The sequence below is a fragment of the Brevundimonas sp. genome (assembly GCF_036405315.1).
In the GTDB taxonomy this organism is placed as follows: domain Bacteria; phylum Pseudomonadota; class Alphaproteobacteria; order Caulobacterales; family Caulobacteraceae; genus Brevundimonas.
The window spans coordinates 1-21653 of sequence record NZ_DASWXW010000161.1 but is presented as its reverse complement, the minus strand read 5'-3'; the positions used below and the strand labels follow the sequence as shown (position 1 = coordinate 21653).

Annotated in this window: 20 protein-coding genes and 1 pseudogene; 16 read left to right on the top strand and 5 right to left on the bottom strand. The window is 69.0% G+C overall.

What is annotated here, in order from left to right; all coding sequences use genetic code 11:
* Window positions 1-57: 57 nt before the first annotated feature.
* Entirely contained in the window at window positions 58-852 is a 795-nt protein-coding gene (phyR, locus tag VGE49_RS10160; RefSeq protein ID WP_331034440.1) for an anti-anti sigma factor/receiver protein PhyR, read from the bottom strand.
* Between the two features lie 194 nt (window positions 853-1046).
* Here phyR and nepR point away from each other — a divergent pair, with 194 nt between their 5' ends.
* Genes nepR through VGE49_RS10140 form a run of 4 tightly spaced genes read left to right on the top strand, consistent with a single transcriptional unit; the run spans window position 1047 to window position 3819 of the window.
* A complete protein-coding gene (gene nepR, locus VGE49_RS10155; protein WP_331034439.1) occupies window positions 1047-1253 on the top strand; it encodes an anti-sigma T factor NepR in 207 nt (68 codons plus the stop codon).
* Window positions 1250-1858: a sigma-70 family RNA polymerase sigma factor gene (locus tag VGE49_RS10150; RefSeq protein ID WP_331034438.1), complete on the top strand. Its 609-nt coding sequence runs from the start codon at window positions 1250-1252 to the stop codon at window positions 1856-1858. Before nepR ends, VGE49_RS10150 begins: the two co-directional genes overlap by 4 nt.
* 3 nt (window positions 1859-1861) lie before the next feature.
* Window positions 1862-3640: a sensor histidine kinase PhyK gene (phyK, locus tag VGE49_RS10145; protein ID WP_331034437.1), complete on the top strand. Its 1779-nt coding sequence runs from the start codon at window positions 1862-1864 to the stop codon at window positions 3638-3640.
* A 41-nt stretch (window positions 3641-3681) separates the two neighbouring features.
* On the top strand, window positions 3682-3819 hold the full coding sequence (locus VGE49_RS10140; RefSeq protein WP_331034436.1) for an entericidin A/B family lipoprotein: 138 nt from the start codon (window positions 3682-3684) through the stop codon (window positions 3817-3819).
* Between the two features lie 7 nt (window positions 3820-3826).
* On the opposite strand, the gene VGE49_RS10135 is transcribed toward VGE49_RS10140, so the two are convergent.
* Window positions 3827-4333, bottom strand: coding sequence for a hypothetical protein (locus VGE49_RS10135; RefSeq protein WP_331034435.1), 507 nt, complete (start codon window positions 4331-4333; stop codon window positions 3827-3829).
* A 155-nt stretch (window positions 4334-4488) separates the two neighbouring features.
* On the opposite strand from VGE49_RS10135, the gene ald reads away from it, so the two are divergent.
* The 7 genes from ald (at window position 4489) to VGE49_RS10100 (ending at window position 14688) form a co-directional block, all read left to right on the top strand.
* Window positions 4489-5607 carry an alanine dehydrogenase gene (ald, locus tag VGE49_RS10130; protein WP_331034434.1) on the top strand — a complete coding sequence of 373 codons (1119 nt, stop codon included), beginning with the start codon at window positions 4489-4491 and terminating at the stop codon, window positions 5605-5607.
* Window positions 5608-5666: 59 nt separating this feature from the next.
* Window positions 5667-6722, top strand: a complete 1056-nt coding sequence (obgE, locus tag VGE49_RS10125) for a GTPase ObgE (protein ID WP_331034433.1) — start codon at window positions 5667-5669, stop codon at window positions 6720-6722.
* 51 nt (window positions 6723-6773) lie between these two features.
* A complete protein-coding gene (gene polA / locus VGE49_RS10120) occupies window positions 6774-9701 on the top strand; it encodes a DNA polymerase I (protein ID WP_331034432.1) in 2928 nt (975 codons plus the stop codon).
* Between the two features lie 133 nt (window positions 9702-9834).
* The gene (locus VGE49_RS10115) at window positions 9835-12555 is read left to right on the top strand and encodes a TonB-dependent receptor plug domain-containing protein (protein ID WP_331034431.1); all 2721 of its coding nucleotides are present in this window, start codon (window positions 9835-9837) and stop codon (window positions 12553-12555) included.
* 82 nt (window positions 12556-12637) lie between these two features.
* The gene (locus VGE49_RS10110; protein WP_331034430.1) at window positions 12638-12946 is read left to right on the top strand and encodes a GNAT family N-acetyltransferase; all 309 of its coding nucleotides are present in this window, start codon (window positions 12638-12640) and stop codon (window positions 12944-12946) included.
* Between the two features lie 37 nt (window positions 12947-12983).
* Entirely contained in the window at window positions 12984-14204 is a 1221-nt protein-coding gene (locus VGE49_RS10105) for a BaiN/RdsA family NAD(P)/FAD-dependent oxidoreductase (protein ID WP_331034429.1), read from the top strand.
* A 145-nt stretch (window positions 14205-14349) separates the two neighbouring features.
* A complete protein-coding gene (locus VGE49_RS10100) occupies window positions 14350-14688 on the top strand; it encodes a TFIIB-type zinc ribbon-containing protein (RefSeq protein ID WP_331034428.1) in 339 nt (112 codons plus the stop codon).
* Between the two features lie 4 nt (window positions 14689-14692).
* Here VGE49_RS10100 and VGE49_RS10095 read toward each other — a convergent pair whose 3' ends face one another.
* On the bottom strand, window positions 14693-16405 hold the full coding sequence (locus VGE49_RS10095) for a hypothetical protein (protein ID WP_331034427.1): 1713 nt from the start codon (window positions 16403-16405) through the stop codon (window positions 14693-14695).
* Window positions 16406-16624: 219 nt separating this feature from the next.
* On the opposite strand from VGE49_RS10095, the gene VGE49_RS10090 reads away from it, so the two are divergent.
* The 5 genes from VGE49_RS10090 (at window position 16625) to VGE49_RS10070 (ending at window position 20127) form a co-directional block, all read left to right on the top strand.
* Window positions 16625-17329, top strand: a complete 705-nt coding sequence (locus tag VGE49_RS10090; protein WP_105564558.1) for a response regulator transcription factor — start codon at window positions 16625-16627, stop codon at window positions 17327-17329.
* Window positions 17298-18908: an ATP-binding protein gene (locus tag VGE49_RS10085; RefSeq protein WP_331034426.1), complete on the top strand. Its 1611-nt coding sequence runs from the start codon at window positions 17298-17300 to the stop codon at window positions 18906-18908. Before VGE49_RS10090 ends, VGE49_RS10085 begins: the two co-directional genes overlap by 32 nt.
* Before the next feature lie 8 nt (window positions 18909-18916).
* Window positions 18917-19336, top strand: a complete 420-nt coding sequence (locus tag VGE49_RS10080; RefSeq protein WP_331034425.1) for an HPr kinase/phosphorylase — start codon at window positions 18917-18919, stop codon at window positions 19334-19336.
* Between the two features lie 108 nt (window positions 19337-19444).
* Window positions 19445-19849, top strand: coding sequence for a PTS sugar transporter subunit IIA (locus tag VGE49_RS10075; protein WP_184266786.1), 405 nt, complete (start codon window positions 19445-19447; stop codon window positions 19847-19849).
* Window positions 19846-20127 carry an HPr family phosphocarrier protein gene (locus tag VGE49_RS10070; RefSeq protein ID WP_331034424.1) on the top strand — a complete coding sequence of 94 codons (282 nt, stop codon included), beginning with the start codon at window positions 19846-19848 and terminating at the stop codon, window positions 20125-20127. Before VGE49_RS10075 ends, VGE49_RS10070 begins: the two co-directional genes overlap by 4 nt.
* Before the next feature lie 30 nt (window positions 20128-20157).
* Here VGE49_RS10070 and VGE49_RS10065 read toward each other — a convergent pair whose 3' ends face one another.
* Both VGE49_RS10065 and VGE49_RS10060 read right to left on the bottom strand, forming a co-directional pair.
* Window positions 20158-20628: a peptidase S1 gene (locus VGE49_RS10065; RefSeq protein WP_331034423.1), complete on the bottom strand. Its 471-nt coding sequence runs from the start codon at window positions 20626-20628 to the stop codon at window positions 20158-20160.
* A gap of 163 nt (window positions 20629-20791) precedes the next feature.
* Window positions 20792-21653: pseudogene (locus VGE49_RS10060) on the bottom strand (DNA gyrase subunit B); the annotation flags it as partial.

Sequence of the window (21653 nt, the reverse complement as noted above, 5' to 3'; positions counted from 1 at the left end):
GAAAGCCCCGGCGGACGCCGCCGGGGCCTCGGGTCGGACGGCGGATCGGGCCGTGCGTCAGGCGGCCTGTTTCTGGCGCGAGGGGTGGAAGAACAGGGCTTGGCTGATCGCCGCCTTCACCGTCTCCGGCTGGAAGGGCTTGGTGATCAGGAAGGTCGGCTCGGGCCGTTCGCCCGTCAGCAACCGCTCAGGGAAGGCGGTGATGAAGATGACCGGCACGTCGAAGCGTTTCAGGATGTCCTTGACCGCGTCGATGCCCGACGAACCGTCGGCCAGCTGGATGTCGGCCAGGACCAGACCCGGACGATGGCGCGTCACGGCGTCGACCGCTTCGTCATGGGTGGTGGCGGTGCCCGTCACCCGATGCCCCAACTCCTTCACCAGGCTTTCGATGTCCGCCGAGATGATGGCCTCGTCTTCGATGATCAGGACATCGGTAGCCAGTTCGGCGTCGATGTCGGACTGGGCCTCGGCGATCAGGCGCTCGACCGTGCGCGGATCGACGCTGAGGATCTGCGCCGCCTCGGACGGGGTGAACCCCTCCAGCGCGGTCAGCAGGAAGGCCTGGCGCGAACGCGGCGAGATCCGCATCAGCCGGCGCGCGGCGTCGTCGCCGCCTTCCAGGCCGCTGCCGTCCTCGAGCTGTGCGCCTGTCGACGACCAGATGGCGTGGAAGACGTGATAGAGGGCGACGCGCGGCGTCATGTCGGTCGGCAATTGACGCTCGCCCGCGGCCAGCGCCTCCAGGGCGACGCGGACATAGTTGTCGCCGGTGCTCTGGTCCCCGGTCAGAGCGCGCGCGTAGCGGCGGACGTAGGGCAGATGCGGCGCAAGCCTGGCCAGAAGACTCATACAAATTTCCCCGACGGTTAGAGCCCTCGACCGGAGGGCGCAGCGACTCCAATCAACGTATCAAGTCCGCAGCGGTTCCCTCCGCCCCTAAAGCTTGAGCATAAAAATGCACAGGGCTAGGAACTCTTCGACCGAGGCGGCGTTTCCCGCTTCGATGAACGACACCTCAAGGCTTGGGCGGCGGCCGTAACTCCATGATTGATTTCAAAGACACCAGCCCGCGTCCCGACGCGCCCGCGTCGAAGGACCAGGGACTGGAAGAGGTGCGTCTGCGCCAGCAGGCCATCGGCGTGAAGCTGCGCCATATGTTCGACCAGGTGGTCAACGAGCCGGTCCCGGACGAATTCCTGGACATCCTGCGGCGGGCCGACGAACGGTCGTCGACCAAGGGGGGCCAGTGAGCATCTCCAGCGCGCCGCCCAAACCGCCGTCGGCCGACGACGCGGCCTTCAAGAAGGAACTGGTGACGCTGATCCCGCATCTGCGGGCCTTCGCGCGCACTCTGACCGGAGACCCCACCTCGGCGGACGACCTGGCCCAGGAAGCCATGATGAAGGCCTGGGACGCTCGGGCCAGCTATCAGATGGGCACCAACATGAAGGCCTGGACCTTCATGATCCTGCGCAACCAGTTCTATTCCGAGAAGCGCCGCTCCTGGCGTCAGACCCAGCTGGATCAGGAAGCCGCAGAACGGACCCTGGTCGCGGTCGACGATCCGGAGGCGCCGGTCGCCCTGGACGAACTGCGTCAGGCGCTCAGGACCCTGCCCGAGGAACAGCGCGAAGCCCTGATCCTCGTCGGCGCCGGCGGCTTCGCCTACGAGGAGGCCGCTGAAATCTGCCAGTGCGCCGTCGGCACGGTTAAAAGCCGCGTGTCGCGCGCCCGCAAGGCGCTGCAGGCGACGCTGGAGCGGGGCGGCTACGGTCGCGACGGCAAGGCCGCCGGTGACGCCATGCGCTCCATCCTCGCCGACGCCGACAGGCTGAGCGGCGCCAGGCAGAACTGACGCATGGTGCGGTTCGGCCGCGCATGGGGACTGAAGCTGGGCCGCCCGAGCGTCCAGGGCATCCGCTTTCGGCTAGGCATGGCCATGGCCGTGGCCCTGCTTCCCATCCTCGTGCTCAGCGCCGTCCAGACCCAGGCCGAGTTCCAACGTCAGGCCGAGGAGCGCCGCATCGACCTGCAGCTGGCGGCCGAACGCAGCGCCACGGACGCCAAGGCCCGGATCGACAGCACCGTGGTCCTGTTGCAGGCCCTGGCGCCCGAGGCGGTCGGCTTCTACTGCGAGCCGCGCCTGACCACGCTTGTCACCCGGCTGGACGCCATCTCGGCCCTTCGCCGCTACAGCGCGACCGGCGAGGCGGTGTGCGCTTCGCGCAGCGACGCGACCCCGGCCGCCCCCGCCGTTGCGGACGAAGTCCGCGGCCAGGCCTGGTATCAACGCCTCCGTCAGGGCGAGGACGTGGTCATGGAGCGGGCGCCGGACGATCCGAACGCCCTCATCGTCGCCGTCCGTTCCGAACGCCCCCTGGGCGCCTTCCAGGGCGCCGTCGCGGCCGTGATCCCGCTGACGTCGCTGCGGCCCGACATTCGTGATCCCGCCTTGCCGCCGGGCGCCCAGTCGGCCTTGACCGACGCCGCTGGCCGCATCCTCGTCTCGACCGACCCCGCCGTCTTCAACCTGACGGGCCGCGGCGGCGGCGCCGTGGCCGACTGGGTCGCCGAGGCGCGGCTGGGGCGCTCCTCGCTGTTTGAGAGCCGCGACGCCGAAGGACGCGCCCACGTCTACGCCGGCACGGCCCTGGCCGGACGCGACCTGTTCGTGCTGCTGTCGGCCCCGGCGCCGGGCATCCTGTCGTGGGCGCGGCTGAATCCGATCGGCACCTTCTTGTTGCCGCTCGGGGCCTGGGCCCTGGCCTTCGCCGCCGTCATGCTGCTGTCCGAGCGGATCGTGATCCGCTGGCTCAGCTATCTGGAGCGCGTCGCCGCCATCTACGCCCGAGGCCGGTTCTCGGTGCGCCCCATCCAGGCCGAGCACGCCCCGGCCGAAATCCGCGTCCTGGCCCGGACCCTGGGGACGCTGGGCGACACCATCACCCGCCGCGACAAGGCGCTTCTGGACTCCCTGGACGAGAAGGACGCGCTGATGCGCGAGATCCACCACCGGGTGAAGAACAATCTGCAGATCATCTCGTCCCTGCTGTCGATGCAGCAGCGGGCGGTCGCCGACCCCGCCGCGCGGGCCGCTCTGGGCGACACCCGCCAGCGGATCACGGCCTTGGCCCTGATCTACCGCACCCTCTACCAGAGCGAGGACATCCGCGAGGCGGACTCGCGCGCCTTCCTGACCGAACTGGTCGGACAACTGGTGTCCGGCGAGGCCATGCGCGGCCCGCTGGTGACGAGCTCGGTCGAGGCCGACGCCCTGGTGATCGACCCCGACAAGCTGGCGCCGGTGGCCCTGTGGCTGGTCGAGGCCGTCTCCAACGCCCAGAAGCACGCCTTCGCCGGACGCGGCGGCGATCTGCAGGTGCGCTTCCGCGTCAACGGCGACACCAGCGTGCTGGAGGTTCAGGACGACGGTCCCGGCATGGGCGAGGCGGCCGCCGCCGCGGGGGTCGGCCGGACGCTGATGAGCGCCTTCGCCAAGCAACTTCGCGGCCATGCGGAAATGGTCGAGGCGCCCGGCGGCGGCTCCATCGCCCGCCTCACCTTTGCGACCCCCGAGGCGGTGATGCCCGCCGACGCCGCCAGCTTGGCAGGAACTGCCCCGCGCCCGCCGCGTTGATTTCGGGGGCTGGAACTGTCGCCCTCACCTAGGAGCCGCCTATGCGCAAACTGTTCATTCTCGCCGCCGCCGCCGCCCTGCTGACCACCGCCGCCTGCAACACCGTCGCCGGCGTGGGCAAGGACACCCAGGCCGCCGGCAAGGCCGTCGAGGACGCCGCCAAGGACATCAAACACTAGGGACGGCTCAGGCCCAAACCAGGTCCCCATTTGCGGCGCGGTCTTCGTCGGCAGACCGCGCCGGTCTGCGTCGGCGCATGGCGGGCCGCGGCGACCGCGCCGCCAGACGCCGTCGCATCGGCGCGAGCGTCGCCGCGACATGGCCTTGCAGGCGCGCCCGGATCAGCGGCAGGCGGGCATGGGCGGCGATCAGGCCGACGGCGGCGACCACCTCCATATAGGCCAGGACGTCGCCGGCCATCAGCAGGGCCAGTTCGAACGGCAGCACCTGAATCATCAGGATCGCCCCGGCCAGCAGGACCAGGGTGCGGGCCGCGGGCCCGCTGAAGACCGCCAGAGCCTTGTCCATGACCAGGCGACGGCTGGGGCCGTGCAGGCAGCAGGCCAGACCGACCCCGGCGAGGAACAGGGGCAGAAGCGGAGCCCCGCCCGCCGCCAGCCCCGGCGCCGCGGCCAGCATCGCCGCCAGCGCCAGGCCGAACCAGGCGCCGGCACGGCCGTGGTCGTCATTCAACGCGTCATTCCCCTAAAGCGTCGCCGTTCGAGGTGGGCGCCGCCTCGCCGCAGCGCAAGCTCGAATTTCGACGTTACGGCTAGCCGTTCCGCAAGCGCGGGTTTAGCCTTCGGTTCGCCTCGCTCGAAGGGGCGACGAACTCAGGGACGAAACCCATGCGTGTCGGCGTGCCCCGCGAGATCAAGACCAACGAACACCGGGTCGGCCTGACCCCCACGGCGGTGCGCGAGTACGTCGCCCACGGCCACGAGGTGCGGATCGAGACCGGCGCCGGACTGGGCGCCGGCTTCACCGACGCCGACTACAAGAAGGCCGGGGCCAACATCGTCGCCGACGCCGAGACGGTGTTTGCCGACAGCGAGATGATCGTGAAGGTCAAGGAGCCGCAACCCGTCGAATGGGCGCGACTGCGGCCCGACCACATCCTCTTCACCTATCTGCATCTGGCTCCCGATCCTGAACAGACCAGGGGCCTGCTGGCCTCGAAATGCGCCGCCATCGCCTATGAAACGGTGACGGACAGGAACGGCGGCCTGCCGCTGCTGGCGCCCATGTCCGAGGTGGCCGGGCGCATCGCCGTCTTTTCCGCCGCCGAAACCCTGTTGAAGCACAACGGCGGCATGGGCCTGCTGTTCTGCGGCGTGCCGGGCGTGGCGCCCGCGCGGGTTCTGGTGCTGGGCGGCGGGGTCGTGGGACTGAACGCCGCGCGCATGGCCATGGGCCTGGGCGCCGAGGTGGTCGTTCTGGAAAGGTCGATCCCCCGCATGCGCGAGATCGACGAACTGACCGGCGGACGGGTCATCACCCGCTATTCCTCGATCGGGGCCATCGAGGAGGAACTGGTCAAGGCCGACGTGGTCATCGGGGCGGTGCTGGTCCCCGGCGCCGAGGCCCCCACCCTGGTCCGCCGCGACCAGCTGAAATCGATGAAGCCGGGCAGCGTCCTGATCGACGTGGCCATCGACCAGGGCGGCTGTTTCGAGACCTCCCGGCCGACCACCCACGAGGACCCGACCTATGTCATCGACGGGGTGGTCCACTACTGCGTCGCCAACATGCCGGGGGCCGCGCCGCGCACCAGCTCCGAGGCGCTGAACAACGCCACCCTGCCCTTCGGCCTGGCCCTGGCGGACAGGGGACTGGAGGCCCTGCGCAAGGACCCGCATCTGGCCCGCGGCCTGAACGTGCTGAAGGGCGAGATCACCTATCCCGCCGTGGCCGAGGCCCTGGACCTGCCGTGGAGCGACCCCTTCGGCGTCTGGGCGCGGGGTTGAAAACACCCCGCGTCGTCGCCGGCCTGTAAATCGCCGCTCTCTTCGGCCATAAGGCCCGCATGAAGTTCCTCGACCAGGCCAAGATCTATATTCGTTCGGGCGCCGGCGGCGCCGGCGCCGTCTCGTTCCGACGCGAGAAATTCATCCCCAACGGCGGTCCCGACGGCGGCGACGGCGGCAAGGGCGGCGACGTCTGGATCGAGGCGGTCGACGGGCTGAACACCCTGATCGACTATCGCTACCAGCAGCATTTCAAGGCCCAGACCGGCCACCACGGCCAAGGTCGCCAGATGCACGGCGGCAAGGGCGACGACGTGGTCCTGCGCGTCCCGGTCGGCACCCAGGTGCTGGACGAGGACAAGGAAACCGTCCTGGTCGACATGGACAAGGCGGGCCAGAAGGTGAAGCTGCTCTCGGGCGGCAACGGCGGCTGGGGCAACACCCGCTTCAAGGGCCCGACCAATCAGGCCCCGACCTTCGCCAACCCCGGTCAGGAGTTTCAGGAGCGCTGGATCTGGTTGCGGCTGAAGCTGATCGCCGACATCGGTCTGGCGGGCCTGCCCAACGCCGGCAAGTCGACCTTCCTGGCGGCGGTCTCGGCGGCCAAGCCCAAGGTGGCGGACTATCCCTTCACCACCCTGACCCCCAACCTCGGCATGGTGGACCTGAGCCCCTCGGAACGCTTCGTCATCGCCGACATCCCCGGCCTGATCGAAGGCGCCCATGAGGGCGCGGGCCTGGGCACCCGCTTCCTCGGTCACGTCGAGCGGTCGGCCAGCCTGATCCACCTGATCGACGGCACCCAGGAAGACGTGGCCGAGGCCTATCGCATCATTCGCGGCGAGCTGGACGCCTATGGCGAGGGCCTGGCCGACAAGACCGAACTGTTGGCGTTGAACAAGATCGACGCCCTGTCGCCCGAAGAGCGCGCGGAGAAGGTCGCGGAACTGAAGGCGGCGTCAGGCAAGACGCCCTATCTGGTGTCCGGCGTGTCCGGCGAGGGCGTGACCGAGCTGCTGCGCGCCGCCTGGGCCGAGGTCCGCAAGACCCGCGGCGAAATCGCCGTCGAGGGCGACGACGTCATCCCCGAAACGCCGGGCGGCTGGCAGCCGTAATCGCTCACAAGGCCGGATGACGGGGGGCCTCGTGCCCCCTATGTTCGCGCCATGACCGACGCGCCCATCGAATCCGACGCCGACACCACCGCCCGCCCCCCCGCGCGTGAATTGACCCAGGACGGACCGCCGCCCCGGCTGTGGCTGATCGACGCCTCGGCCTATATCTTCCGCGCCTATCACGCCCTGCCGCCCCTGACGCGCAAGTCGGACGGCCTGCCGGTCGGCGCGGTCCAGGGCTACTGCAACATGCTGTGGAAGCTGATCCGCGACATGAAGGGCGAGGACGGCCCGACCCATCTGGTCGCCGTCTTCGACCACTCGGAAAAGACCTTCCGCAACGATCTCTATGATCAGTACAAGGCCCACCGCCCCCCGGCGCCCGAGGACCTGGTCCCGCAGTTCCCCCTGGTGCGCGAGGCGACCGCCGCCTTCGGCGTGCATGGGATCGAACTGCCCGGCTATGAGGCCGACGACCTGATCGCCACCTATGCCTGCAAGGTCCGCGACCTGGGCGGCGAGGCGGTCATCGTCAGCTCCGACAAGGATCTGATGCAGTTGATCGGGAACGGCGTCGTCATGTACGACCCGATGAAGGACCGCCGCCTGGAAGAAGACGCCGTCTTCGAGAAGTTCGGCGTCACGCCCGACAAGGTGGTCGAGGTTCAGGCCCTGATCGGCGACAGCGTCGACAACGTCCCCGGCGCCCCCGGCATCGGGCCCAAGACGGCGGCCCAGCTGATCCACGAATACGGCGACCTCGACACGCTTCTGGCCCGCGCCGGCGAGATCAAGCAGCCCAAGCGGCGCGAGACCCTGATCAACTTCGCCGATCAGATCCGCCTGTCGCGCGAACTGGTCAAACTGACCTGCGACGCCCCGGCGCCCGAGCCGGTCGACGACTTCCTGATCCGCGATCCCGACCCGGCCGTGCTGTCCGAGTTCCTGGAGCGGATGGAGTTCCGCTCCCTGCTGCGCCGCGTCGGCGACGGCAAGGCGCCCGCCAAGGAGGGCTCGGCCTTCGCTCGCCAGCCCTCGGCCCCGGTCGCCACGCCGCGTTACGGCCAGACCGAGACAGCGACGCCCGACGAAGTCCACGCCTTCGACCGCGACAAATACGAGTGCGTGCAGACGCTGGAGGATCTGGACCGCTGGATCGCCCGCGCCCGCGCCGCCGGGGTCATCGGCTTCGACACCGAGACCGACGCCCTGTCGGCCACCCACGCGGGTCTGTGCGGCGTCTCGCTCGCTGTCGGGCCGAACGAGGCCTGCTACATTCCCCTGACTCACGATCATGAGCCGACGGGGGACGGGGGCCTGGACTTCGGTCTCGACCTCGGCGGCGGCGAGACGCGCGAACCGCTGACGCAGATCCACAAGCCCACCGCTCTGGAACGCCTCAAGACCCTGCTGGAAGACCCGGCGGTGCTGAAGGTCGGCCAGAACATCAAATACGACCTCGCCGTCATGGCCCGGCGCGGCGTCCGCGTGTCCCCGATCGAGGACACCATGCTGATCAGCTACGTGCTGGAAGGCGGGCTGCACGGTCACGGCATGGACGAGCTGGCGCGCCTGCACCTCGGCCACGAGCCCATCCCGTTCAAGAGCGTGGCGGGCACGGGCAAGAGCCAGAAGAGCTTCAAGCACGTCGAGCTGAAGCCGGCGACCTGCTACGCCGCCGAGGACGCCGACGTGACCCTGCGCCTCTACAAGCTGCTGAAACCGCGTCTGGCCGCCGAGCGCCTGACCACCGTCTATGAGACCCTGGAGCGCGGCATGCCCGCCGTTCTGGCCGACATGGAGCTGAACGGGGTGCGGGTCGATCCCGACCGTCTGCGTTCGCTGTCCTCGACCTTCGGCCAGCGCATGGCCGAGCTGGAGGAGCAGGCGCACAAGCTGGCGGGCCGCCCGTTCAACGTCGGCAGCCCGCGTCAGATAGGCGAGATCCTGTTCGGCGAGATGAACCTGCCCGGCGGCAAGAAGACCGCCAGCGGCCAATGGGGCACCGAGGCCAGCGTGCTGGAAGACCTGGCCCTGAGCCATGACCTGCCGCGCGCCATCCTCGACTGGCGCCAGCTGTCCAAGCTGAAGGGCACCTATACCGACGCCCTGGTGGCGGCCGCCGATCCGGCCACGCACCGGGTGCACACCTCCTATCAGCTGGCGGCGGCGACGACGGGGCGCCTGGCCTCCTCCGATCCCAACCTGCAGAACATCCCGATCCGCACCGAGACCGGCCGCCTGATCCGTCAGGCCTTCATCGCCTCGCCGGGCCATGTGCTGATCTCAGCCGACTACAGCCAGATCGAGCTGCGCCTCTTGGCCCACATCGGCGACATTCCCGAACTGAAGCGCGCCTTCAAGGCCGGCCTCGACATTCACGCGGCGACTGCGTCCGAGATGTTCGGCGTCCCCGTCGAAGGCATGCCGTCGGAAACCCGCCGCCGCGCCAAGGCCATCAATTTCGGCATCGTCTATGGCATCTCGGCCTTTGGTCTGGCCGCCCAGCTGGGCATCGACCAGGGCGAGGCCGCAGCCTACATCAAGACCTATTTCGAACGCTTCCCCGGCATCCGCGCCTACATGGACAAGACCAAGGCCTTCGTGAAAGCGCACGGCTTCGTCACCACCGTCTTCGGGCGTCGCATCCACATTCCGGCGATCCATTCCAAGTCGGGCGCCGAGCGTCAGTTCGGCGAACGCGCCGCCATCAACGCCCCGATCCAGGGCGCCGCCGCCGACATCATCCGCCGCGCCATGATCCGCATGCCGGGCGCCCTGCTTGAGGCGGGCCTGAAGACCCGCATGCTGCTGCAGGTCCACGACGAACTGATCTTCGAAGCCCCCGAGGCCGAGGCCGAGCGCGCCCTGGTCGTGGTGCGCAAGATCATGGAAGGCGCCGCCGACCCCGCCGTGGCCCTGAGCGTGCCCCTGGTGGTCGAGGCCAAGGCCGCCGCCAACTGGGACGAGGCGCACTGATCCCTCGTTGAGCGTTTCTCTCTGATCGCTGCAAACTTCTAAAAGAAACGCGCGACGATCGCGGCTGTTCGAGGTGAAAATTTTGCCTAAACCTTGACCACTTGGAACATCCCTCCAAGAACAAGGTTTAGTTGTGAAAAAGAGTCTGCTGCGACTGTCGGTCGCCGCCATCGCCCTGACGGCGGCCGCCCCCGCCTTCGCCCAATCCGCCCCGGCGCAGGTCGAGACGCCCGAACCCGAGGCGGCCGCGACGGTCGATGAGGTCGTCGTCACCGGCTCGCGCATCCGCCGCGTCGATCTGGAGGGGGTCGCCCCCGTCTCGGTCCTGACCGGCGAGGCCATCGACACGCGCGGCTTCCGCAGCGTCTTCGACGCCCTGAGCCAGGCTACCCAGAACACCGGCTCGGTCCAGGGCGAGGACTTCGGCGCCACCTTCACCCCGGCGGCCAACGTCATCTCCCTGCGCGGACTCGGCCCCAACCACACCCTGGTCCTGCTGAACGGGCGGCGGGTGGCGGAATATCCGTCGGCCTACAACGGCTCGGTCAATGCGGTGAACCTGGCCAACCTGCCCAACGCCGTGGTCGACCGGATCGAGGTCCTGACCGGAGGCGCGGGCGCCATCTATGGCTCGGACGCCATCGCCGGAGTGGTCAACATCAAGCTGAAGCAGAAGACCGACGGCTTCGACGCCTCGCTGCGCTATGGCGGCACCGAACAGGGCGGCGGCGAGAACTGGCGCGCCCAGCTGTCGGGCGGCCGCAGCTGGGACCGTCTGGATGTGGTCGGCAGTCTGGAATACAGCCAGCGCGACGCCATCTTCTGGGGCGACCGCGAGACCAGCGAGTCCTACACCCGCTACGCCGGGCCGGGCGCGGTCCCGCCGGCCATGTTCTCGAACCGCAACCCGATCACCCGCGCCTATTACGACCCGCCCGCCGGTCTGTGCGAAGGCCTGGGCTCGTTGCAGGGCGGCACGATCGAACGCGTCGTGGCGGCCAGCGGCGGCTCCTATTGCGGCAGCGACGCCTATTACAGCACCCGGACGATCCAGACGCAGAAGGAGTCGGGCAACGCCTATCTGGGCCTGACCTATCACCTGAACGACGCTGCGGAGGTGTTCGGCGAGTTCCTCTACGGCAAGACCCAGGTCGACAACGTCGTGCGCTCGCTGAGCTGGAACAAGACCTTCTGGAGCGAGACGGCCGGGCGGCTGGAGACCTGGAATCGGGTGTTGACGCCCGAGGAGACGGGCGGCGCCTTCGGCGTCGGCAACCGCTACGACGAGGAAAACTGGAACGCGGTCCTGGGCGTGCGCGGCCACATTGGCGACTGGCGCTACGAGGCGGCCTTCAACCGCTCGGAGTATGTCAGCGACCAAAGCCGGGTGCGGCTGCTGACCGGCATCGACACCTTCTTCCTGGGCGCCCAGCAGGGCACGCGTCAGGTCTCCGGCACCACCCAGCCGGTCTACGCCCCCGCCGCCAACCGTCTCTACACGCCCCTGACGCCGGGCGAGTTCGACGCGATTTCCGACCGCTTCACCGACCACAACACCTCCTGGCTGCAGGACTTCACCCTCTCGGTGGACGGCGACCTGTGGCAGCTTCCGGCAGGGGCCTTGCAAGCCGCCGCCGTCGTCGAGATCGGCGAGCAGGGCTACAGGAACCAGCCCGACGCGCGCCTGAACACCGGGGTCGCCTGGAACACCAGCGGGTCGCAACCCTCGGGCGGCGAGCGCAAGCGTCAGGCGGCGGGTCTGGAACTGCGCGTGCCGATCCTGGAGCAGCTGACCGCCACGGTGGCCGGCCGCTACGATCGCTACGAATATCGCGGCGATTCGGTGGACAGCCCGACCTATAGCCTGGGTCTGCAATACCGTCCGATCCCCAGCCTGATGCTGCGCTCCAGCTATTCGACCAGCTTCCGCGCCCCGGACATGAACTACATCTTCGCCACCGAGACGCGCGGCTACTACCCCGGCGTAACGGACTATTATCAGTGCCGCCTGGAGGGGCAGGACTATTCCAGCTGCGACATCCAGTACAACATGGACTTCACGCGCGGCGGCAACGCCGAGCTGCAGCCGGAAAAGGGCAAGTCCTTCACCGCCGGCTTCGTCTGGACGCCCAGCAAGGCCTTCGACATCCAGTTCGACTATTATGATCTGGAGATCAGCCAGCAGGTGACGTCGCTGAGCGAGGACATCATCCTGCGCACCGAGGCCGACTGCCGCATCGGCCGCACGCCCAGCGGCGGGACGGTCGATCCGACCTCAGCCCTCTGCCTCGACTATGTCGGGCGGGTGGCGCGCAATCCGGCCAATGCGGCGATCAACCCGAACCAGGTCACGCGCATCACCGTCAATCCGATCAATGCGGCCAGCGAGACGACGCGCGGCTTCGACGCCACCGTCAACGCCCGCCACGACTTCGACCGCTACGGCCGACTGAGCGGCAGCCTGACCTACACCAGGGTGCTGGAGCACGAATACCGGCAGTTCGACGGCGATCCGACCTTCGACTATCTGCGCGACCTGTCGCGTCAGTCGGACTGGCGCGACCGCATGTCGGGCAGCGTCACCTGGGACGTCGGGCCGTGGACGACCACCCTCTACGGCGTCCGCTACGGGACCATTCCGACCAACGACTATGCCTCGGAGCGCGATCCCTACGCCGTGTTCAACGCCAGCGTCCGCTATCGCGTCAACGACAAGGCCTCGGTCTCGGTGATCATGAACAACATCGCCGACCGCTATCCCGAGGACCGCACCGGCGGCTGGCCGAACTATTCGATCGGCTGGTACGACATCTACGGCCGTCAGACTTGGGTCCAGCTGGACTACAGCTTCTGATGGGACGGAGGGGGCGGCGACGTCCCCTCCCCTTTCTCGGGCGGCCGGGCTAGGCTGACCGACCTTGCTGCAGGAGCCAAGCATGAGCCTCGACCCCGACATCCACGACAACGCCGAGGCCAAACGCTACGAGCTGACCGTGGACGGCGAAACCGCCGTGGTCATCTATAATCCGGTCGCCGGCGGCCTGTTGATCACCGAGACCATCGTCCCGATCCCGCTGGAGGGACGCGGCATAGCCAGCCGCATGGCCAGACACGTGCTGGCCGACCTGAAGGCGCGCGGCCTGGTCATCCTGCCGACCTGCCCCTTCTTCGCCGGCTATCTGAAGAAGCACCCTGAACACGCCGACCTGGTGCATCCGGGCTACCGAGCGGCGCTTGGTCTCTAAGGTCGCTTCAGGCGTCCGCGCCTGCTAGGGCGGGGCGATGAAGTCTTCAGATCTCGACGTCCTGATCGTCGGCGCCGGCGCGGCCGGCATGATGTGCGCCATCGAGGCGGGCAAGCGCGGCCGCCGCGTGCGCGTCATCGACCACGCCCGCGCGCCGGGCGAGAAGATCCGCATCTCGGGCGGCGGGCGCTGCAACTTCACCAATCTGGGAACCAGCGGGGCGAACTTCCTGAGTGAAAACCCGCGCTTCGCCCTGTCGGCGCTGAAGCGGTTCACCCAGCACGACTTCCTGAAAATGGTCGAGCGCCACGGCATCGCCTGGCACGAGAAGACGCTCGGCCAGCTGTTTTGCGACGACAGCGCCAAGCAGATCATCCGCATGCTGACGGACGAGATGAAGACGGCGGGCGTGACCCTCTCGCTGGGCCTCGGCGTGACCGCCATCAGCCGCAGCGGCGACCGTTTCGAGGTGACGCTGGACGACGGCGCCCGCGTCTCGACGGCCTCTCTGGTGGTGGCCACCGGCGGCAAGTCCATCCCCAAGATGGGCGCGACCGGCTGGGGCTATGAGGTGGCGCGCCAGTTCGGCCTGCGCGTGACCGAGACGAGGCCCGCCCTGGTGCCCCTGACCTTCGAGCCGGGCCTGCTGGAGCAGCTCAAGCCGCTGGCGGGCGTGGCCGTGGACGCCGTGGTCAAGGCGGCCCCGAACCCGGCCTCAAGCAGCCAGAAGGGCGATAGGCCCCAGTTCAAGGAGGCGATGCTGTTCACCCATCGCGGCCTGTCCGGGCCGGCGATCCTGCAGATCAGCTCCTACTGGCGCGAGGGCGAGGCCATCACGGTCAACATGGCGCCCGGCGAGGACGTCGCCGCCCGGATGCTGGCGGCCAAGACCGAGAACGGCAAGCAGGCGGTGCACACCGCGCTCGGGCACATCATCCCGCGCCGTCTGGCCGAGGTGATCTGCGCCCGCGAGGGCCTGTCGGGCAAGCTGGCCGAGGTCGGGGACAATAAGCTGCGGGCGATGGCCGAGGCCGTCAGCGCCTGGACCGTCAAGCCGGTCGGGTCCGAGGGCTATCGCACCGCCGAAGTCACCCTGGGCGGGGTGGATGTCGCCGCCCTGGACCAGCAGACGATGGAGGCGAGATCCGTGCCCGGCCTCTTCTTCATCGGCGAGGTGGTGGACGTGACCGGCTGGCTGGGCGGCTACAACTTCCAGTGGGCCTGGTCGTCCGGCTGGGCGGCGGGCCAGAGCTGCTGACCTGATGTCGCCAGGTCGCCCTGCGGCGTCGGCGCAGGTTGTGGGGCCCGCACGCGCCGCCTAACTCTTTCTCAGCGGGACGGGCCCCTCTGGCGGCGCTTCGGCGGCGTGATGTCGGACCGCATCATTCGAGGACGAGGATTCCATGCCCCTGTTGATGTGCCCCAATGACAACGCCGCCATGCAGACGCTGGATCGCAACGGCGTCCAGTTCGACATGTGCCCGACCTGCCGCGGCGTCTGGCTGGATCGCGGCGAACTGGAAAAGCTGATGGCCGGCGCCACCGAGGAAGGCCGCGCCGCAGCCCCGCCGCAGCCGACCTATCAGCAGCCGGTCCAGCAACAGCCCATGCAGCAACCTTGGGGCGGCCAGCCGCAGGGCTATCGCGAGCCGCCGCGCTATTCGGACGATCGCCGCCGCGACGACGACTACCACTACCGCAAGAAGAAGAAGCGGATGGACATCTTCGACATCTTCGACTGAGGGGTCAGGCGGCCAAGCCCACCGCCTTCAACAGGGGGCGCAGGGTCTGCACCGCTTCGGGCGCCGCGCCCAGGGCTGTGCGCACCTCTGGCGCGCGGAACAGCTTGACCGCTTCGGCCTTGGCGCGGTCCGCCACGGGGCCGGTCGGCCCGGTTTCGCCCGCCGCCAGCCGCAGCAGGGCGGCCAGCTTCTGCGGCGCGGGGGCGGGGGCGCGGACGATCTGGGCCGTCAGCCTGGCGTCCGCCTCGACCGAGCCCCCGACCACGCCCAGGGCCGCCACCACGGCGTCGCGATCCCGCTCGGACAGGGCGGCGTTGCGCACCGCCCGCTGCAGGGTCGCCAGCGCCATCAGCTTCTGTCCGGGGGTCAGGCCCGAAGCCCGCATCTCGGTCTCGAATCTCAGCGAGGTGACGCAGGCGTCCAGCCAGCGCGCCGCCGAACGCTTGTTGCCCCCGCCGGTGACGTTCTCGCACAGCCGCGTCAGCCGCTCGACCTCGCACAGGACGTTGGGGCAGGATTTGACAAAGGCGGCGACGAAGTCCGCCGTGACCAGGCTCTTGGACCGCTCGACGAAGGCGGTCTGCACCTCCTCCAGCGTCAGCAGGCGCCCGGCCGTGGCCGTCAGGGTCATGGCCAGGGCGCGCAGGATGTCGATCTCGCCCTCGGGGTCGCCGGGCCGCAGACGGCGCTGGCTCATCAGCTCGCGCACCACCATCCGCGCCAGCGAGGCCGCCAGCAGGGGGAACTCGCCCGCCGCCAGCCGCTCGCCCAGACGCGCCGGGCCGCCCTCGACCGGCGGCACCAGGACCGCCAGCTTGGGATCATGAGCGATCAGGGCGCCGATCTCGCGCGGGGCCACCATGCGCACCACCGCCGCCAGGCTGGAGCCCTGATCCAGGGACGGGCCGAGAATCTGGGCCAGGCCGGCGCGCGATCCCAGAAGCTCGCACAGCAGTTGTTCCACCGGCACCAGCACCAGGGCGCGCGGCGGGCCGTCCATCGGCGCCCGGTCGCACAGGTCCATCAAGCGATCCAGCCGCGCGCGCGCGCCCTTGACGCCCGTCAGCGCCCCGGCGACCACCCCGCCCATGATGAAGGCGCGGTCGGACGACCCGTTCAGCCGATGCGCCACGTCCGCGACCGACCGTTCGGCCAGGCTGGGAAATTGATCGCGGCGCCCGGCCTGCAGCAGCCTCTCGATCGCCTGTTCGCTGAGCCGCTGATAATGGCGCACCAGATCATGGACGGCCTGACCGCTGTTCTGGCTCTCGGGCACGGCGACCTTCTGGATCGCGTGCTGCAGTTCGACGCCCGAGGCCTCCAGCCGCTCGGCCAGATCCGGCCGGTGCAGCAGTTCGAAGGCCGTCACGCCCTGACGGTTCAGCCAGTCCTCCAGCACCCGCCCGATCAGTTCGCGGGCGTGGGGCGCATAGAGGTCCTGCACCCCGCGGCAATTGGGCCCGGCCTGGTCCTCGACCACGGCGCGCTTGCGCTTCACCTCGGGCGCGCCGCGGTTCAGGACCACCACGCTGGCGAACTCCATGGTGTCGGGGTCCAGCGTCTCCTTGGTGACGCGCACGGCGCAGGCGCGGCCGTCCCGCAGCAGGTCCTCGGCCGTCTCGACCGCCTGCTTGCGGTCCTCGGTCGCCATCTCCAGCGCCCACGAGGACGGGGGCGTCTTGCGGATGTAGATTTCGTAGTGAACCGGACCGGCCATGGCGTCTTTCAGGCGTATTGCCCCGACACCCTGCGCCGCGAGGATTTAAGGCGAGGTTTCGCCCTTTCGCCGCCAAGGTTGAAAGACAGGCTCTGGCGAACCATCTGCTGTGGCCGTAATGTCACCTCGATAGAATAGAACGGTTACGCTTGTCGCGCGTTTCGCCATCGACCCGCGACGACTGACCGCACGACCGCCGCCCGCACTAAGGAGAAGCCCTTGGCCAACATCACTCTGGTCGACGACGACGAGAACATTGTCGCCTCCGTGTCCCTGGCCCTCGAAAGCCACGGGCATAAGGTGACGGCCTATCACGACGGCGCCTCGGGTCTGGAAGCCCTGGAGACCACGCCGCCGGATCTGGCGATCCTGGACGTGAAGATGCCGCGCATGGACGGCATGGAGGTGCTGCGCCGCCTGCGTCAGACCTCGCAGATTCCGGTCATCATGCTGACCTCCAAGGACGAGGAGATCGACGAAATCCTCGGCTTCAACCTCGGCGCCGACGACTACATCCACAAGCCCTTCAGCCAGCGCCTGCTGATCGAACGGGTCAAGGCCCTGCTGCGCCGCACCGGTGCCGACGGCGGCGAGGTCGAGACGGCCGCCGAGGCCGCCGGCAAGGCCATCAAGCGCGGCAAGCTGTCGATGGACCCGGCCCGCCACGAGAGCACCTGGGAAGGTCGCCCGGTCAAGCTGACCGTCACCGAGTTCCTGCTGCTTCAGGCCCTGGCCCAGCGCCCCGGCTTCGTGAAGAGCCGCGACAGCCTGATGGACGCCGCCTACGACGATCAGGTCTATGTCGACGACCGCACCATCGACAGCCACGTCAAACGGATGCGAAAGAAGTTCCGGGTGGTCGATCCCGAGTTCGACGCGATCGAGACCCTGTATGGCGTCGGTTACCGCTACCGCGAAAGCTGAGATCGAGGACGCCCCGGCGCGGCGCCGTTTCCGCTTCGGCGGATCGCGCCTGGGCGGCTTCATTCTCGCGCTCAACCTCCTCAGCCTGCTGATCCTGTTCGGCGGCGCCCTGGCGCTGAACGAATGGCAGCGCGGCCTGATCGAGGCGCGTCAGGAATCCCTGTCGGTTCAGGCCAAGCTGCTGGCCAATGTGCTGGGCGAACTGGGCATCACCCGGGGCGAGCCCTATCCGATGCTGGACCCCGGCGCCGCGGGTCTGTGGCTGCGCGACAACTTCATTCCCGAGGGCCAGCGCGCGCGTCTCTACGATCAGGACGGTCTGATCGTTTCGGACAGCTACGCCGTGACCGACGCCATTCCCGGTCAACCCCTGCCCCCCGCGCATCCCGCCGGGACCGCCCTTGCTCCCGACGAGATCTCCCCCCGCGAGACCGCCCGGGTGAAACGCGCCAACGCCGAGCTTTCGGCCGAGGTCGAGCGCGCCCTTCAAGGCGCGCCCCAGGCCGGCGTGCGCCGAAACGAGGACGGCGACCGGGTCGTCTCCGTCTCCCTGCCCGTGCGTCACGTCCAGCAGGTGCTGGGCGTGCTGACGCTGGAAGCCGGCGACGTGGACGAGACCCTGGCGGCCCAGCGCCGGGCCCTGACCCCCTTCGCCCTGGTCGCGCTGGCGGTGAACCTGCTGTCGGCCCTGGTGCTGCACCTGTTCGTGGCCCGTCCGGTCATGCGCCTGTCGGCGGCGGCGGACCAGGTGCGTCTGCAGCGCGCCCGCGCCATCTCCCTGCCCGACCTGGAGGACCGTAAGGACGAGATCGGCGACCTGGCCCGCGCCCTGGAGTCGATGACCGAGACCCTGTCGACCCGCATGGACGCCATCGAACGCTTCGCCGCCGACGTCAGCCACGAGATCAAGAACCCGCTGACCTCGATCCGTTCGGCGCTGGAGACCCTGCCCCTGGTCAAGACGGACGAGCAGCGCCAACGCCTGACCAATCTGCTGCAGCAGGACGTGCGCCGCCTCGACCGCCTGATCACCGACATCTCCAACGCCTCGCGCCTGGACGCCGAACTGTCGCGCGACCGCCCGCGCCTGATCGACCTCAACGAACTGCTCGGCGACATCATCGCCGTCTATGAGGGCGGCCAGAAGCCCGGCGAGGCGACGGTCCGCTTCGCCTCGACCGCCGAGGCGGCGCGGGTGATGGGCCGCGACATTCCGCTGGGCCAGGTGTTCCGCAACCTGATCGACAACGCCCGCTCGTTCAGCCCGGCCGACGGCGAGGTCCGGGTGCGGCTGGAGCGCGACGACAGCCGTCCCGACCTTCCCTTGCGCATCCGCGTCGAGGACGACGGCCCCGGCATCCCGCCGGAGAACCTCGAGACGGTGTTCGAGCGCTTCTACACCTCGCGGCCCAAGGGCACGGTCTTCGGGGCCAACTCGGGCCTCGGCCTGTCCATCGTGCGTCAGATCATCGACGCCCACGGCGGCCGGGTCCACGCCGAGAACCGCGTCGATGAGGCCGGCGCCGTGGTCGGCGCCCGCTTCGAAGTGCTTCTGCCCCTGGCCGGACGCCGCCCATGACCAACCCCATGCAACCGCTCCACGCCACTGCCGTGGCCCGCCGTACGCCCGCCGGCTGGCGCGGCGTCCTGATCCAGGGACCGTCGGGCGTCGGCAAGAGCGATCTGGCCCTGCGGCTGATCGGCCAGGGCTGGCGGCTGATCGCCGACGACTGGACCCATCTGTGGAGCTCGGGCGGGGCCCTCTACGCCGTCGCCCCGGCCACGATCGCCGGTCAGATCGAAGTGCGCGGCCTGGGCATCGTCGCCGCCCCCGTTCAGTCCTTCGCCCGCATCGTCCTGGCGGTCGCCTGCACGCACGAGGCCGTCGAGCGCATGCCCGAAGCGGCGTCCTGGATCTGGGACGGCGTGACGATTCCGCAACTGCGGCTGGATCCGCGGCCGGCGTCCGCGGGTCAGGTGGTCGCAACCGCGCTCGCCGCTCTTTGAACCGGCGCGCGATTGGCCTATGAAAGCCGGCTTGCAGATCAGTCTGGCCGCCCCGGGGGTGTTCGCTGAGAGCAGAAGCGCGGGGCGGATTGTCTTGGTGAAGCCTTCATGATCGGGCTGGTGATCGTCACCCACGGGGGCCTCGCCTCTGAATTTCTGGCGGCGATGGAGCACGTGGTCGGCCCTCAAAGGGGCGTGGCCGCGATCTGCATCGGCCCCGAAGACGATATGGAGCGGCGCCGCCGCGACATCGTCGATGCCGCCGCCGCCGTGAACGACGGCGACGGCGTCATCCTGCTGACCGACATGTTCGGCGGCACGCCGTCCAACCTGGCCATTTCGGTGATGGAACAGACCCACGCCGAGGTCATCGCCGGGCTGAACCTGCCCATGCTGATCAAGCTGGCCAGCGTGCGCGGGCGCGAGACCCTGGAGACCTGCGTCGCCCATGCGCAGGACGCGGGGCGCAAGTACATCTCTGTGGCGTCCTGGGTCCTGGCGGGGGAAAAATGAGCGACGCGCCGGTTCAGACGACGGTCAACATCTGCAACCAGCGCGGCCTGCACGCCCGCGCCTCGGCCAAGTTCGTCAAGCTGGCCTCCAGCTTCGAAGCCGAAATCCGCGTCACGCGCGACGGCGTCACCGTGGACGCCCGCTCCATCATGGGCCTGCTGATGCTGGGCGCCGGGATCGGCTGCGGGGTCGAGATCGAGGCCGAGGGCGTCGACGCGGCCGAAGCCCTCGAGGCCCTCAGCGACCTGGTCGCCCGCAAGTTCGACGAGGACCAGTAGGCCCCTCGCCGCCGCCTCGCCTCGGCCGGTTCAGGGCGTCTCGGTGATCAGCAGGGTCGCATTGGCCGTGCCGCCGCCGAAGGTGCCGATCCACACGTCGTAGGTGCCGCTGCGCGGCTTGTCGAAGCGCACCTGGGCGTCGCCGTCGCCATAGCTGTCGTCGTCGCAGGACCAGCTTCCGTCCGGCCCGTTGATGATCAGGGTCGTGTCCACCGACGACAGGGTGCGGAACACCAGCGGCAGTCGTCCCGCCTCGTAGGTGACTTCAAAATCCGGGGCCTCGGCGACATTGCCGACGCAGGCCGCCGGCAGGGGCGTGTCCTTGTAGGCGTCGATGGCGCCCCCGGCCGTCACCGAGACGCGATACGGGTCCGGAGTGAAGCCCGCGCGCAGGACGATCTCGCCATAGGTGGCGGTCTTGCTGGAATCCTGGGCCAGAGCCCCCGGCGAAGCGGACACAAGAGCGAGCGCAGCCGCACCCGCGAACACCAAGCTTCTCATGAATTTCTCCCGCCCCAGCCCGGGGCCTTCAACGACCACTGCTAGTGGTGCGCTGCACCCAGCCCTGCGTCAAGGCGCCGCAAGCGAGACACGAGAAAAACACAATTTCGCTGCATTTCCCTCGTGCCAGCCGACAGCCCCGCCATCGGCTCGCAGACGTCGATCAGACGTCGACGGCGGCGTCCAGGGCGTTGTCCTGGATGAACTCGCGGCGGGGCTCCACCACGTCCCCCATCAGCTTGGCGAACAGGTCGTCGGCGTCGTCGCCGTGCTCGACCTTGACCTGCAACAGGGTGCGGGCGTTGACGTCCAGCGTCGTCTCCCACAACTGCTCGGGGTTCATCTCGCCCAGACCCTTGTAACGCTGGATGGCCATGCCCTTCTTGCCGGCGTCCAGCACGGCGTTCAGCAGGTCCAGAGGACCTCGGATGGTGATGGACTTGTCCTTGCGGCGATAGACGGCGGGTTGGTCGAACAGGCCCTCGAAGGTGGCCGCGCGTTCAGCCAGACGACGGGCGTCCAGCGAGCGGCCGAGTTGTTCGTCCAGGACGATGGTCTCGCTGACGGCGCGGCGGACGCGGCTGAACACCACCCCGCCCTGCTCGGCGCGGTCGCCCGACCAGGGGCCGTCGCCTTCCTCGGCGTAGAGGTTCAGGCGCGTCGCGGCGTTGGCGGCGCGCGTCTCCAGCTCGCCGGCGCTCTCGGTGAACAGGCCGGCCAGAGCGCCCTGTTCGATGGCGAAGGCGGGCGCGCGCGCGGCCAGACGATCGACCAGGGCTTTGAAGGCCTTGGCTTCGCGCACCAGGCTTTGCAGGTCCAGACCCATGCGGCGCTCGCCGGTCGACAGGTCCAGCTCGGCGTCGGCGCAACCCTCCTCGATCAGATAGGCGTCCATCTCCGCCTGATCCTTGACGTAGCGGTGCTGCTTGCCCTTCGACACCTTATAGAGCGGCGGCTGGGCGATATAGACGTGGCCGCGTTCGATCAGCTCCGGCATCTGACGATAGAAGAAGGTCAGCAGCAGG

Excerpts from the sequence above, each read along its gene's own strand:
- VGE49_RS10075 (WP_184266786.1), top strand. The coding sequence starts at position 19,445 with ATGATCGGGCTGGTGATCGTCACCCACGGGGGCCTCGCCTCTGAATTT.
- obgE (WP_331034433.1), top strand. The coding sequence starts at position 5,667 with ATGAAGTTCCTCGACCAGGCCAAGATCTATATTCGTTCGGGCGCCGGC.
- phyR (WP_331034440.1), bottom strand. The coding sequence starts at position 852 with ATGAGTCTTCTGGCCAGGCTTGCGCCGCATCTGCCCTACGTCCGCCGC.
- nepR (WP_331034439.1), top strand. The coding sequence starts at position 1,047 with ATGATTGATTTCAAAGACACCAGCCCGCGTCCCGACGCGCCCGCGTCG.
- ald (WP_331034434.1), top strand. The coding sequence starts at position 4,489 with ATGCGTGTCGGCGTGCCCCGCGAGATCAAGACCAACGAACACCGGGTC.
- polA (WP_331034432.1), top strand. The coding sequence starts at position 6,774 with ATGACCGACGCGCCCATCGAATCCGACGCCGACACCACCGCCCGCCCC.
- VGE49_RS10140 (WP_331034436.1), top strand. The coding sequence starts at position 3,682 with ATGCGCAAACTGTTCATTCTCGCCGCCGCCGCCGCCCTGCTGACCACC.
- VGE49_RS10100 (WP_331034428.1), top strand. The coding sequence starts at position 14,350 with ATGCCCCTGTTGATGTGCCCCAATGACAACGCCGCCATGCAGACGCTG.
- VGE49_RS10070 (WP_331034424.1), top strand. The coding sequence starts at position 19,846 with ATGAGCGACGCGCCGGTTCAGACGACGGTCAACATCTGCAACCAGCGC.
- VGE49_RS10080 (WP_331034425.1), top strand. The coding sequence starts at position 18,917 with ATGCAACCGCTCCACGCCACTGCCGTGGCCCGCCGTACGCCCGCCGGC.
- VGE49_RS10105 (WP_331034429.1), top strand. The coding sequence starts at position 12,984 with ATGAAGTCTTCAGATCTCGACGTCCTGATCGTCGGCGCCGGCGCGGCC.
- VGE49_RS10095 (WP_331034427.1), bottom strand. The coding sequence starts at position 16,405 with ATGGCCGGTCCGGTTCACTACGAAATCTACATCCGCAAGACGCCCCCG.
- VGE49_RS10065 (WP_331034423.1), bottom strand. The coding sequence starts at position 20,628 with ATGAGAAGCTTGGTGTTCGCGGGTGCGGCTGCGCTCGCTCTTGTGTCC.
- VGE49_RS10085 (WP_331034426.1), top strand. The coding sequence starts at position 17,298 with ATGGCGTCGGTTACCGCTACCGCGAAAGCTGAGATCGAGGACGCCCCG.
- VGE49_RS10110 (WP_331034430.1), top strand. The coding sequence starts at position 12,638 with ATGAGCCTCGACCCCGACATCCACGACAACGCCGAGGCCAAACGCTAC.
- phyK (WP_331034437.1), top strand. The coding sequence starts at position 1,862 with ATGGTGCGGTTCGGCCGCGCATGGGGACTGAAGCTGGGCCGCCCGAGC.